This is a genomic window from Echinicola arenosa (genome assembly GCF_014841125.1).
In the GTDB taxonomy this organism is placed as follows: Bacteria; Bacteroidota; Bacteroidia; order Cytophagales; family Cyclobacteriaceae; genus Echinicola; species Echinicola arenosa.
In genome coordinates, this window is record NZ_JACYTQ010000001.1 from 1,036,853 (window position 1) to 1,049,147 (window position 12,295).

Sequence of the window (12,295 nt, forward strand, 5' to 3'; positions counted from 1 at the left end):
AAATAAATCAATATCAATATGGCAGTTAATCCTTCAATCATCACAAGAGACCTTGACAAGGTCGCTGAAATCTCAGGTAACTTGTATGAGTCTCTTCATGTTGTTTCTCAAAGAGCCAAACAGATTTCTTTGGACACAAAAGAAGAATTAAACAACAAACTTTCTGAATTCGCTTCCACTGTAGACAACTTGGAAGAAGTATTTGAGAACAAAGAGCAAATCGAAATTTCTAAATTCTATGAAAGAATGCCTAAGCCATCTACTTTGGCTATGGAGGAATTCATTGAAGGAAAAGTACATTTCCGTCGCCCAGAGGAAAACAGCGAAGAAGAACTTTAAAATCAAACTATGGAGCTGCAAGGCAAGAGAATATTACTTGGCGTAACAGGTAGCATTGCCGCCTATAAAGCAGCTCACTTGACCAGATTATTGGTCAAAGAAGGAGCTGAAGTGCAAATTATAATGAGCACTTCAGCTCTTGGTTTTATTACCCCCCTTACACTTTCGACACTTTCCAAGAGACCTGTCTATCATCAGTTTCACAAAAACGAAACCGGTGAATGGAATAATCATGTAGAACTAGGACTGTGGGCTGATCTTTTTCTAATTGCTCCTTTAAGCGCCAGCTCCTTATCTAAACTTGCCAATGGCAACTCAGATAATTTGCTCACTGCCACTTATCTTTCTGCCCGCTGCCCTGTCATGTTAGCTCCAGCAATGGACTTGGACATGTACCAACATCCTTCCGTTAAGATCAATTTAACTAAAGTTCAAGAATATGGCAATGTCATATTAGAAGCTGAAAGTGGTGAGCTTGCTAGTGGCTTAAGCGGACAAGGCAGAATGATGGAGCCAGAAAACATCCTTGATTACGTCAGAAAGCATTTCGGCACTAATCAAAATGATTTTACCGGTAAAAAAGTTTTGATTACTGCAGGACCAACACAAGAAGCCATAGACCCTGTGAGGTTTATTGGAAATCATTCCAGTGGAAAAATGGGCATTGCCTTGGCAGAAAACCTCGCCAAAAGGGGAGCTTCCATTACCTTGATCCTTGGACCAAGCCAGTCTAAAGTAAACCACCCTAATATCCGCACCATACCTGTCACTAGTGCTCAGGAAATGTTCGGTGAGTCACTGTCACATCATGAAGTAAACGATATCTGTATCTTTGCCGCAGCAGTAGCAGACTATGCTCCTATGGAACCTGCTAGTGAAAAGATTAAAAAGTCAGACGAAAGAATGACCATCACTCTAAAGAAGAATGTGGACATTGCCGCTAGCTTGGGAGAACGAAAAGCTTCGAACCAAACCCATGTTGGGTTTGCATTGGAGACACAACAAGAAGAGGAGAATGCTCTAGCCAAATTAAGGAAGAAGAACCTTGACATGATCGTGCTCAATTCTATGAGAGACCGTGGATCGGGCTTTAAGCATGATACAAATAAGATAACCATTTACCTCAGAACGGGAGAGAAGGTTGTGTCTGTCCTCTTACCCAAAACCGACATCGCTAAACTGATAGTTGACACCCTAAAAAAACAATTGCTTAAGAAAATTTGATTCCAAGTTTATTTTTTAACTTTAAAGCAATACCAAGTACCTATGAGATTCAAATTATCTTTATTCTTTTTCATTATCCTTACTTCAAAAGTAAGTGCACAAGAACTCAACTTTACCGTAACGATCAACAGTGACCGGGCGAGAACCCAGAATAAAGACATCTTTGACCAGATGAAAAACTCCTTCGAGCAATTCCTCAATGGAAGAAGCTGGACCAATGACCAATTTGATCCTGAAGAAAGAATCAAAGGGAACATGCTGGTAACGATCAATGATATGCCCCAGGTCGGTTTCTTTGAAGCAACTGTTCAGATCCAAGCCGTAAGGCCAGTCTATGGATCCAGCTATGAAAGCTTGGCCTTTAATTTTGTGGATCGAAATTGGAGCTTCGAGTTTTTGGAGTCCCAACCAATGGAATTTAACAGATATTCTCATTTAAGTGAAATCACTTCCTTGCTTGCCTATTATGCCTATATAGTCATTGGCATTGATTACGACACTTTTGCTCCAGAAGGAGGTGAGCCTTATTTTGAAATTGCCAATAATATCGTTTCCAATGCGCAGCAATCTTCCCGCCCGGGCTGGGAGCAAAACCCAAGTAATAAAAGAAACCGTTATTGGTTGATCGACGAGCTCTACAGCGCCCAAGTAACCAGACCTGTTAGGGACGCTTACTACCTGATGCACCGTTTAGGAATGGATCAACTTACCAAAAAGCCAGCGGAAGCCTATCAGAACATCCTGGAAGCATTGAAAAAACTGGAAGAGGTAAACAGAACCCAACCTAACAGTATCCTGACCATTACCTTTATGGATGCTAAATCTGATGAGATCAGCAAAATTCTTAAAAATGCTCCCGATGAGATCAAAGAACAGGCGGTGAGCATTCTACTAAAAGTAGACCCTAACAATGCCAGAAAATACAATGACATCCTAAAAGGATAGCTGGTTTTTGATTACTTTTACCCCAAATCAAAGAAAACCGATTTTACTGTATGCTAAAGAACCTGAGCATCTCTAATTATGCTTTAATAGAAACTTTGGAAATGGCGCCCTCTTCTGCGCTGAATATGATTACGGGCGAAACAGGAGCTGGTAAATCCATCATGCTAGGTGCTCTTGGACTGCTTTTAGGAAATAGGGCAGATACGAAAGCATTATTTGATAATTCCAAAAAATGTATCATTGAAGGTGTCTTTGAGATTGGAAACTATGGATTAGAGACTTTTTTTGAAGAGGAAGACCTTGATTTCGAAACTCCATGTATTATCAGAAGGGAAATCGCTCCTTCAGGAAAGAGCCGGGCATTTGTCAATGACACGCCCGTTAGACTGGAAATTCTAAAGACATTGGGTAAAGCGCTTATGGACATCCACTCTCAGCATGATAATCTCATGTTGGGAGCAGGTGAATATCAACTGAGCTTAATTGATGCTTTTGCCCAGACAAAAACAGAAAAAGCAAAGTATAGCGATGCTTACAAAACCTATAAAAAAGCGAAAAAGGCGTTTGAAAAGCTTTCTCATGAAGCCGCTGAACTCAGAAAAGAAGCTGACTTCAATCAGTTCCAATTAGAAGAACTTTCAACTCTACAGCTTCAAAAAGGTGAACAAGAAGAACTTGAGAATGAACAAGAAATTCTTGACAATGCCGAAGACATCAAATCAAAAATCAATGAAAGCCTTCAATTATTAAATGGTGAAGAGTTGGGTGCAGCCAATGTGCTCATGCAAGTCAATCAAGTCATTCAAAACCTAAGTAAGTACAGCCATCGTTTTGATGAATTAAAAGAAAGATTTAATAGTATTTGTATTGAAGTTGATGACATCGCTGCTTCATTGGAGGATGAAGACAGCAAAATAGAAGTGGATTTTGATAAGCTGGCAGAAATCCGAGAAAGACTAAGTAAAATTTATCAATTGCAAAAAAAGCATGGTCTGCAGACCGTGGAGGAGCTAATCGATCTTGAAAAAGAATTGGCAGACAAAGCGTTCCAAATAGACAACCTTGATGAGGAGTTGGAAGGCTTACAAAAAGTCACAGAAAAGGCTTGGAATGAACTGACTATTGCCGCAGAGAAACTTTCTCAGAAACGTCAAAAAAGCTTTAATGATTTTTCAGGACAAATCACAAGCCTATTGGCCCAACTCGGAATGGAAAATGCCAAGCTTGACATTTCCCATCATATTTCCGAGCCAAACCCTAGCGGCATTGATCACATTGAAATCTTATTCTCTGCCAATAAAGGCATTAAGCCTCAGCCCATCAAGCAGGTGGCTTCCGGTGGAGAATTCTCCAGATTGATGTTTGCCATCAAATATATTATGGCAGATAAAGTTGCCCTTCCAACCTTGATTTTTGATGAAATCGACACAGGCATTTCTGGAGAAGTCGCTTTACAAATGGTCTTGATGATGCAGCAAATTGCTCAAGAGCATCAAGTTATCTGCATTAGTCATTTACCGCAAGTAGCAGCCAAAGGAGACAAACATTATTTTGTCTTTAAAGATAACAGTGCCCATAAAACGATCAGTAAAATCAAAACTTTGGACGATGAAGAACGGGTTTTGGAAATTGCAAAAATGATTGCGGGAGCCAATCCGTCAGAAAGTGCCCTAAAAAGCGCCATGGATTTATTAAAGTGATATCACTGTATCACAACACATTAGAGATGTCAAAAACAGATTTATCAATACAATCTCATCTGTTTGGGTAAAATTTTATTTATTTTTACGGACTAATAAGCGAAATCAATTAAAAAACATATCATGCCTGAGAATCTACTGAAAGGAAAAAAAGGAATTATTACAGGCGCTTTGGATGAAAATTCCATAGCCTGGAAAACCGCTCTTAAGGCAAAAGAGCAGGGAGCTAAATTTGTCCTTACCAATGCCCCAATCGCTATGAGAATGGGCGCCATCAACGAACTGGCAAAGGAATGTGACACTATCGTAATCCCAGCTGATGCCACTTCGGTAGAAGATATCGAAAAACTTTATTCGGAAGCCAAAGAATATCTTGGTGATAACTTCGACTTCCTTCTTCACTCTATCGGAATGTCCCCAAACATCCGAAAAGGAAGGGAATATGGTGACCTTAACTATGATTGGGCCATGAAATCCTATGATATTTCAGCATTATCTTTCCACAAAATGATGCAGGTAGCCGAAAAGATGGACATCATGAACGAATGGGGTTCTATCGTTGGGCTTTCATATATCGCAGCACAAAGAGTTTACCCTTTCTATACGGATATGGCCGATGCCAAAGCACTTTTGGAGAGTATTGCCAGAGGTTTTGGATACAGATTTGGTAAAAACAAAAAAGTAAGGGTCAATACAATCTCCCAATCTCCTACTGTGACCACTGCAGGATCTGGCATTGGAGGATTCAGTTCTTTCTTCAATTTCGCCGAGTCATTGTCTCCACTAGGAAACGCTTCTGCTGAAGCTTGTGCAGAATATATTGTAACGATGTTCTCTGACTATACCAGAATGGTCACCATGCAAAACCTTTATCATGATGGAGGTTATTCGTGCACCGGTATCTCCGAGGAGATTATGGAAAAACTTGTCGATCAAAAATAATAAAAAAGCTCCCCAGGGGGCTTTTTTCATTTCATATCATACCATAGCTGTATCAATCCAGAAGGGTATGCTATGCTTTTGATTAATTTAATACCTTGCTCTGGTCTACCATCTTTAAAGAGCCTCACTCCATTTTCCACTAGATAAGGAATAACAGAGACCACCATTTTATCTATCAATTTTTTCTTTAATAGGCTGAATACCACTTCTCACCCTCCATCACAACAAGTATGCTTTCCTTCTTTTCCTTTCAGAGTTGTAACCAATTCAGTTAAACTCCCTCCATAAAATTCAAGATCTTCATTTTTTCCGGAAACCGTCTTGTACAAAACATAACACTTCTTATTCTTATGAGGAAATGGGATTCCAAAAGAAAGTAATTTGTCATAAGTCTTTCTTCCCCAAATAAGCGTGTCAACATTTCCCTGAAAGTCTTCGCACCCATAATCCTCTCCAGGCACCTCAACCTTTGACAAAAAGTCAATATCATCCTCATCCTTGGCAATAAAGCCGTCCACGCTCAAGCGATATAGAGAATTACTTTTCTTTCCATTTTTGAAGCTTTTCAGTCCATATGTTCAATATTACAACCATCTATTGTAAAACAAAAAGACTCCTGAGTTCAAACTTTTAAAATTGACAGTAAATGACCCATTGCTCAATTCATAAGATCTGGAATCTGCTATATTGTAACCACAAGGCTAAAACAAAAAACGGAGTCCATTTGGACTCCGTCTTCAACTAATCATATCAATGGCAAAATCGTTATTTTAAAATCTGTTCTGCCAACCAGTCACCAACTTCTGACGTTTTATACGCCTTCTCTCCTTCTGCAATGTCCTCTGTCACTATTCCTTCAGCTAAAGAAAGGTTAACTGCATCAGAAATGGCTTTTGCTTCTTCTTTCAAATCAAAAGCATATTCGAACATCATCGCAGCAGAAAGCACAGTTGCCAATGGATTGGCGATATCTTTGCCGGCCGCTTGAGGGTAAGAACCATGAATCGGTTCAAACAATTTGACATCTGTACCTAATGAGGCAGAAGGCATCAATCCCATAGAGCCCGAGATAACACTGGCCTCATCTGTCAAAATATCACCGAACAAGTTTTCGGTGATCAACACATCATAAGCCTTAGGCCATTGGATCAACCTCATCGCTACTGCATCCACAAATTCATACTCTACTTTTACATCTGGATACTCTGGTTCCAATTCCTGCACTGTTTCTCTCCAAAGTCTGGAAGTAGCCAAAACGTTGGCTTTATCCACACAGGTAAGCAACTTTCTTCTTTTCTGAGCAAATTCAAAGCCCATTCTTGCTAGTCGAGTGATCTCTTCTTTGGTGTAAACATTGGTATCAAAAGCCTTGGTACCTTGCTCATTTCTACCTCTTGGCTCACCAAAATAAATACCTCCTGTGAGCTCTCTCAAAAACACAAAATCAGTACCTTCAATACGGTCCTTCTTTAAAGGAGATTTATGGATCAATGAAGGAAAAGTAAAAGTAGGTCGAACGTTAGAGAACAGCCCCAATTTCTTTCTCATAGCCAATAAACCCTGCTCAGGTCTAACTTTAGCCTTGGGGTCATTATCATACTTTGGGTCACCTATTGCTCCAAAAAGAACTGCATCAGATTGCACACAAACTTCATGTGTTTCATCTGGGTATGGGTTACCAGTAGCATCAATAGCTGCCGCTCCCACAATGGCTTCTTTAAAAGTTATGGTATGGCCAAATTTCTTTCCTACGGCTTTGACCACTTTCACAGCCTGATCGATTACTTCAGGGCCAATGCCATCACCTGGCAGTAGCGCTAAATTCATTTCCATATAAGTTCGTATTTTCTGTTTTTCCGATATTCATTTGTTCAATGATGTTTAGCATTTTTTCCGTGGCCATCATTGCCGCCACAGTCTGGTCACTATCAAGACCTTTGGTCTTGATAATCCTTCCATAGTCCCAAGTGATTACAGTTTCTACAAAAGCATCTGTTTTTCCTCCAGGAGGAATACTTACACTAAAATCCGTCAACTTGGGCAAAGTTTTATTGAGTGACTTGTATATTTTATGCAATGCCAGCATAAAAGAATCAAACTGCCCATTTCCTGAAGCATGTGCTTCATAAAATTGGTCTTTCACCTTTAGCCTTAATTGCACCGTTGGCTTAAGTCCTTTGGAATGGGTCATATGATATCCTTCAATGAGGATATCTTTTTTGATACTGTTGTTCTGTAAAACATCCGAAATGATATAAGGCAAATCCTCCGTTGTAACCCTTTCTTTGCGATCGCCTAATTCAATGATCTTTTGGGTCACTTTGCTAAGCTCCTCAGGCTCTAGGGAAATCCCTAGCTCCATCAGATTTTTTAGAATATTGGCTTTACCTGATGTTTTCCCTAATGCATACTTCCTTGTTCTTCCGAAACGTTCTGGAAGCAAATCATTGTAGTAAAGGTTTTTCTTGTTGTCTCCATCAGCATGAATTCCTGCTGTTTGGGTAAAGACATTCTCACCGACTACTGGTTTGTTTGAGGGTATATGAAGTCCAGAAAACTGCTCTACCAACTTGCTGATCCGATAGATTTTGTTCTCCTGAACATTCAACTTAAAATCTGTGAAATCCGTGATACTGGCTACGATACTCTCCAAGGGTGCATTTCCAGCTCGTTCGCCCAAGCCATTGATGGTACTGTGAATTCCGGAAATCCCATGATTTACAGCTTCCAATACATTGGCTACAGAGAGATCGTAATCATTGTGCGCATGAAAGTCAAAATGGATATCTGGATATTTACTGGTAACCTCCTTCACAAAAGTCCTTACTTCTTCAGGCTTTAGAAGTCCTAAAGTATCAGGAAGCATAATTCGCTTCACCTCTTGACTCACCAAAAAGTCAATTAAACTTATGGTGTAATCCTTGGACTTACGCATCCCACTACTCCAATCTTCCAAGTACACATTTACCGCTATTCCTTTTGATGTAGCACATTCAATGCATTTGGCAATATCAGCAAAGTGCTGCTCAGGAGTTTTCTTTAGTTGGTAGGTAAGGTGATTGAGTGACCCTTTGGTCAGAAGGTTCAATACTTTAGCTCCCGACAAAACCAACCAGTCCACTGAGGCGGGCGTGTCCACAAAGCCCAAAACCTCCACCCTATCCAAGTATCCTTTTTCAGAAGCCCAATGCGTGATTTTCTTCACCCCTTCCAGCTCCCCCTCAGAAACCCTGGCAGATGCTACCTCTATCCTGTCTACCTTCAATTCCTCCAATAGCAGCTTGGCTATCTGAAGCTTTTCAGAAGGCAAAAAGGATACACCTGAGGTCTGTTCACCATCCCTCAGTGTGGTATCCATGATTTCTATTTTCTTATGAAGACGCATGTCTCTTTAGTTATTATTTGCTTGCTTCAAAAGCAACGATATCTTCTTTGATGTTCAATAGATAATCGATATCATCAAAACCATTTTTCATATTTTCCTTTTTGTAGGAATTGATATCAAACGATTCTGATCTACCAGTGCTCAACAACGTGATGGTCTGTGTACTGATATCCACTTCTACTTCCGTGCTCGGATCTTTCTCTACTTCGGCAAAGATTTCATCCAAAAATTCAGGAGTCACCGTTACAGGTAGTATTCCAATGTTCAGAGAGTTATTTTTGAAGATATCCGCAAAGAAGCTAGAAACCACACATCTGAAGCCATAGTCATAGATGGCCCAAGCAGCATGCTCCCTACTTGATCCTGAACCGAAGTTCTTTCCTGCCACCAACACCTTACCAGAGTAAGTAGCGTCATTAAGCACGAAATCCGCCTTAGGATTTCCTTCACTATCATATCTCCAATCCCTGAAAAGATTATCTCCAAAACCTTCTCTTTCTGTTGCCTTTAAGAATCTAGCTGGAATTATCTGATCCGTGTCCACATTTTCTGTTGGCAAAGGAACCACGGTGCTTTTTAATATATTAAACTTATCGTAAGCCATTTTTGATCGATTTTAGATGATTATACTTCGCGTGGATCGGTTACTTCACCAGTAATGGCTACTGCTGCCACAGTCAAAGGAGAAGCCAAAAGGGTTCTTGCTCCAGGCCCTTGACGACCTTCGAAGTTCCTATTGGAAGTAGATACTGCATACTTTCCAGCTGGAATCTTATCATCATTCATGGCCAGACAAGCAGAACAACCCGGCTGTCTTAGTTTAAACCCAGCTTCTTCCAAAACGTCTACTAGACCTTCTGCGATGGCCTGCTTTTCCACCTCTCTAGAACCAGGAACTATCCAAGCCGTAATATTATCCGCCTTCTTTTTGCCTTTCACAAACTCAGCTACAGCGCGGATATCTTCAATTCTTCCGTTAGTACAGCTACCAACGAAAACATAATCAATTTTCTTTCCTTTGATTGGCTCTCCTGGTGCAAATCCCATATAATCAAGTGATTTGATATAGGATTTCTTATTGCTACCTTCCATACCTTCAGTAGTAGGGATATTGTCCTTGATCTTGATCCCCATACCAGGATTGGTGCCATAGGTAATCATTGGTTCAATATCAGCAGCATCATATGCATACTCAATATCAAACTCAGCACCTTCATCGGTTTTGAGCGTCTTCCAGTAAGCTAAAGCTTTGTCCCAATCTTCACCTTTGGGAGCATGCTCTTTTCCTTTAAGGTAATTAAATGTCGTTTCATCAGGAGCAATCAAACCTCCACGAGCACCCATTTCAATACTCATATTACAGATGGTCATCCTTGCCTCCATGCTTAAGCTTTGAATAGCCGAACCGGCATATTCAATGAAGTAACCAGTACCACCACTGGCAGAGATTTTAGAGATGATATAAAGAATGATGTCTTTGGAAGTAACACCTTTGTGCAGCTCGCCATCCACAGTAATTCTCATACGCTTAGGCTTGGACTGCATGATACACTGTGATGCAAATACCATTTCAACTTCGGAAGTACCGATACCGAAAGCAATCGCTCCAAATGCACCGTGTGTAGAAGTGTGGCTATCTCCACATACAATGGTCATACCAGGCTGGGTGATACCCAATTCCGGTCCAATTACGTGAACAATACCGTGATGATCTGTACCCAGATCGTGTAATTCAATGCCGTATTTCTTACAGTTTTCACGCAGCTTTTCTACCTGCATGCGAGAAAGTTTATCTTTGATAGTCTTGTCCTGATCGATGGTGGGAACGTTGTGATCAGGGGTGGCTACCGTTCTCTCGGGGAAGAGAACTTTGTTGCCTCTTTTTTCTAGGTTAAGGAAGGCGACCGGGCTGGTTACTTCATGGATAAAGTGTTTATCTATGAAAAACACATCAGGTCCATCAGGGACTGACTTCACTACGTGAGCGTCCCATACTTTGTCAAATAATGTTTTCTTTTCCATCGCTTCTGTTATCAATCATCTTAAACTTCAGAAGGAATAGGAACCAGAGTGATCTCTTTCTCCTATTCCTCCCGTCCCGATTTTTAATCGGAATTAGGGAAAGTCTCTATTTAACTTTTAAACAATCATATCGTTCATTTTATTCCAGAGACTTTCCTTTAAAGTAATATTAATTGTTCTCTGGTCTCAGTTTACGAACAGTAGCACCAGCTTGCCACATTTCAGACTCTCTCAGCTCCTTCAACTCTTCTTCCAGCTTCACTCTGTAGTCAGACTTACTGTTAGACTCGATAGATTTAGCAGCTTCCTTACCATCTTTAACGCTTTTGTAAAGATCTTCGAATACTGGTTTAGACGCATCTCTGAACGGCTTCCACCAATCCAAAGCACCTCTTTGTGCAGTAGTAGAACAGTTAGCATACATCCAGTCCATACCGTTCTCAGCAACCAATGGCATCAAACTCTGAGTCAATTCTTCAACAGTCTCGTTGAAAGCCTCAGAAGGAGAGTGACCGTTTTCTCTCAATACTTCGTACTGAGCTGCAAAGATTCCTTGGATAGCTCCCATCAAGGTACCTCTCTCACCAGTTAAGTCAGAAGTCACTTCTCTGTAGAAATCAGTTTCAAATAAGTAACCAGAACCTACTCCGATACCTAAAGCAATCACTCTTTCTCTAGCTTTACCAGTAGCATCTTGGTAGATCGCGAAAGAAGAGTTCAAACCTCTACCTTCTACGAACATTCTTCTTAAAGAAGTACCAGACCCCTTAGGGGCTACCAAAATCACATCAACATCCTTTGGAGGAATGATGCCAGTTTGGTCATTGTAAGTCACGCCGAAACCGTGAGAGAAATACAGAGCCTTCCCTGGAGAAAGGTGCTTCTTTACAGTTGGCCAAAGGGCGATCTGACCTGCATCAGAAAGCAAGAACTGAAGGATAGTACCTTTTTCACAGGCTTCTTCCAATTCAAAAAGCGTCTCACCAGGTACCCAACCGTCAGCTACTGCTTTGTCCCAAGTTTTGGAACCTTTACGCTGACCAACGATTACATTAAAACCATTATCTTTCAAGTTAAGTGCTTGACCTGGACCTTGTACACCATAGCCCAATACAGCAATCACTTCGTCTTTAAGTACTTCTCTGGCTTTCTCAAGAGGAAATTCTTCTCTTGTTACTACATCTTCTTCAACTGTTCCGAATTTCAGTTTCATTGTTTCTAATTTTAATTATTTAAGTATTGTTCAATTGTTCCCATTGGTTTGGCCACCGCCACTCTGCCTGATCTGGCAAATTCAAGGATACTGAAATCCTTCAAAATTTCCAGCAGCGCTTTAGTGTCTTCTTTGTGGCCTGTCATTTCGATCACTACAAACTCTTTCTCTGCTGAAATGATCCTTGCATTGTATTGCCTAATGACTTTTTCCAAGCCCGGATCAAGACTGCTGATAGGAATTTTGTAAAGTGCAATCTCTTGGTAAACGACCTCGTCGTCCTTATAATAAAAGGACTTGATGACGTCAATTATTTTTTCAGTTTGCTTTACAATCTGAATGACCTGCTCTTCAGTCGTGGTCACTTCTATGGTGATCCTGTGCACACCATCTTCCTTACTTTCAGAAGCAGTAAGGGCATCTATATTCACACCTCTTCTCGTAAAAATCAAAGTTACTCGATTAAGAATACCTATGAAGTTTTCCGTAAAAAGGGATATTGTATAACGATTCATAAAATGTGGC

Annotated in this window: 12 protein-coding genes; 5 read left to right on the top strand and 7 right to left on the bottom strand. The window is 40.5% G+C overall.

All coding sequences use genetic code 11. The features are described from left to right. Positions 1 to 18 precede the first annotated feature (18 nt). The 5 genes from IFO69_RS03890 to IFO69_RS03910 all read left to right on the top strand — a co-directional run bounded on the left by IFO69_RS03890 (position 19) and on the right by IFO69_RS03910 (position 5,150). Complete coding sequence (locus tag IFO69_RS03890) at positions 19 to 339, top strand: DNA-directed RNA polymerase subunit omega (protein ID WP_192008490.1); 321 nt, start codon at positions 19 to 21, stop codon at positions 337 to 339. 9 nt (positions 340 to 348) lie between these two features. Further along, positions 349 to 1,563: a bifunctional phosphopantothenoylcysteine decarboxylase/phosphopantothenate--cysteine ligase CoaBC gene (gene coaBC, locus IFO69_RS03895; RefSeq protein ID WP_192008492.1), complete on the top strand. Its 1,215-nt coding sequence runs from the start codon at positions 349 to 351 to the stop codon at positions 1,561 to 1,563. Positions 1,564 to 1,605: 42 nt separating this feature from the next. Then, positions 1,606 to 2,508 (top strand): type IX secretion system protein PorD, encoded by a 903-nt coding sequence (gene porD / locus IFO69_RS03900; RefSeq protein WP_192008494.1) that lies wholly within the window; start codon positions 1,606 to 1,608, stop codon positions 2,506 to 2,508. A gap of 50 nt (positions 2,509 to 2,558) precedes the next feature. Then, positions 2,559 to 4,208 carry a DNA repair protein RecN gene (gene recN / locus IFO69_RS03905; RefSeq protein ID WP_192008496.1) on the top strand — a complete coding sequence of 550 codons (1,650 nt, stop codon included), beginning with the start codon at positions 2,559 to 2,561 and terminating at the stop codon, positions 4,206 to 4,208. 123 nt (positions 4,209 to 4,331) lie between these two features. After that, a complete protein-coding gene (locus IFO69_RS03910) occupies positions 4,332 to 5,150 on the top strand; it encodes an enoyl-ACP reductase FabI (protein ID WP_192008498.1) in 819 nt (272 codons plus the stop codon). 209 nt (positions 5,151 to 5,359) lie between these two features. On the opposite strand, the gene IFO69_RS21575 is transcribed toward IFO69_RS03910, so the two are convergent. The 7 genes from IFO69_RS21575 to ilvN all read right to left on the bottom strand — a co-directional run bounded on the left by IFO69_RS21575 (position 5,360) and on the right by ilvN (position 12,285). Then, positions 5,360 to 5,668 carry a dihydrofolate reductase family protein gene (locus IFO69_RS21575; RefSeq protein WP_225443972.1) on the bottom strand — a complete coding sequence of 103 codons (309 nt, stop codon included), beginning with the start codon at positions 5,666 to 5,668 and terminating at the stop codon, positions 5,360 to 5,362. 247 nt (positions 5,669 to 5,915) lie between these two features. Beyond that, entirely contained in the window at positions 5,916 to 6,983 is a 1,068-nt protein-coding gene (leuB, locus tag IFO69_RS03920; protein ID WP_192008500.1) for a 3-isopropylmalate dehydrogenase, read from the bottom strand. Next, positions 6,952 to 8,535 carry an alpha-isopropylmalate synthase regulatory domain-containing protein gene (locus tag IFO69_RS03925; protein WP_192008502.1) on the bottom strand — a complete coding sequence of 528 codons (1,584 nt, stop codon included), beginning with the start codon at positions 8,533 to 8,535 and terminating at the stop codon, positions 6,952 to 6,954. The genes leuB and IFO69_RS03925 overlap by 32 nt, the downstream gene beginning before the upstream one ends. Positions 8,536 to 8,548: 13 nt before the next feature. Next, positions 8,549 to 9,139, bottom strand: a complete 591-nt coding sequence (leuD, locus tag IFO69_RS03930; RefSeq protein WP_192008504.1) for a 3-isopropylmalate dehydratase small subunit — start codon at positions 9,137 to 9,139, stop codon at positions 8,549 to 8,551. A gap of 20 nt (positions 9,140 to 9,159) precedes the next feature. Continuing rightward, complete coding sequence (gene leuC / locus IFO69_RS03935; protein WP_192008506.1) at positions 9,160 to 10,557, bottom strand: 3-isopropylmalate dehydratase large subunit; 1,398 nt, start codon at positions 10,555 to 10,557, stop codon at positions 9,160 to 9,162. A 169-nt stretch (positions 10,558 to 10,726) separates the two neighbouring features. Next, the gene (ilvC, locus tag IFO69_RS03940; protein ID WP_192008508.1) at positions 10,727 to 11,770 is read right to left on the bottom strand and encodes a ketol-acid reductoisomerase; all 1,044 of its coding nucleotides are present in this window, start codon (positions 11,768 to 11,770) and stop codon (positions 10,727 to 10,729) included. 11 nt (positions 11,771 to 11,781) lie between these two features. Then, positions 11,782 to 12,285 (bottom strand): acetolactate synthase small subunit, encoded by a 504-nt coding sequence (gene ilvN / locus IFO69_RS03945; protein WP_192008513.1) that lies wholly within the window; start codon positions 12,283 to 12,285, stop codon positions 11,782 to 11,784. Between the last annotated feature and the right edge of the window lie 10 nt (positions 12,286 to 12,295).

Excerpts from the sequence above, each read along its gene's own strand:
- IFO69_RS03890 (WP_192008490.1), top strand. The coding sequence starts at position 19 with ATGGCAGTTAATCCTTCAATCATCACAAGAGACCTTGACAAGGTCGCT.
- coaBC (WP_192008492.1), top strand. The coding sequence starts at position 349 with ATGGAGCTGCAAGGCAAGAGAATATTACTTGGCGTAACAGGTAGCATT.
- porD (WP_192008494.1), top strand. The coding sequence starts at position 1,606 with ATGAGATTCAAATTATCTTTATTCTTTTTCATTATCCTTACTTCAAAA.
- recN (WP_192008496.1), top strand. The coding sequence starts at position 2,559 with ATGCTAAAGAACCTGAGCATCTCTAATTATGCTTTAATAGAAACTTTG.
- IFO69_RS03910 (WP_192008498.1), top strand. The coding sequence starts at position 4,332 with ATGCCTGAGAATCTACTGAAAGGAAAAAAAGGAATTATTACAGGCGCT.
- leuB (WP_192008500.1), bottom strand. The coding sequence starts at position 6,983 with ATGGAAATGAATTTAGCGCTACTGCCAGGTGATGGCATTGGCCCTGAA.
- IFO69_RS03925 (WP_192008502.1), bottom strand. The coding sequence starts at position 8,535 with ATGCGTCTTCATAAGAAAATAGAAATCATGGATACCACACTGAGGGAT.
- leuD (WP_192008504.1), bottom strand. The coding sequence starts at position 9,139 with ATGGCTTACGATAAGTTTAATATATTAAAAAGCACCGTGGTTCCTTTG.
- leuC (WP_192008506.1), bottom strand. The coding sequence starts at position 10,557 with ATGGAAAAGAAAACATTATTTGACAAAGTATGGGACGCTCACGTAGTG.
- ilvC (WP_192008508.1), bottom strand. The coding sequence starts at position 11,770 with ATGAAACTGAAATTCGGAACAGTTGAAGAAGATGTAGTAACAAGAGAA.
- ilvN (WP_192008513.1), bottom strand. The coding sequence starts at position 12,285 with ATGAATCGTTATACAATATCCCTTTTTACGGAAAACTTCATAGGTATT.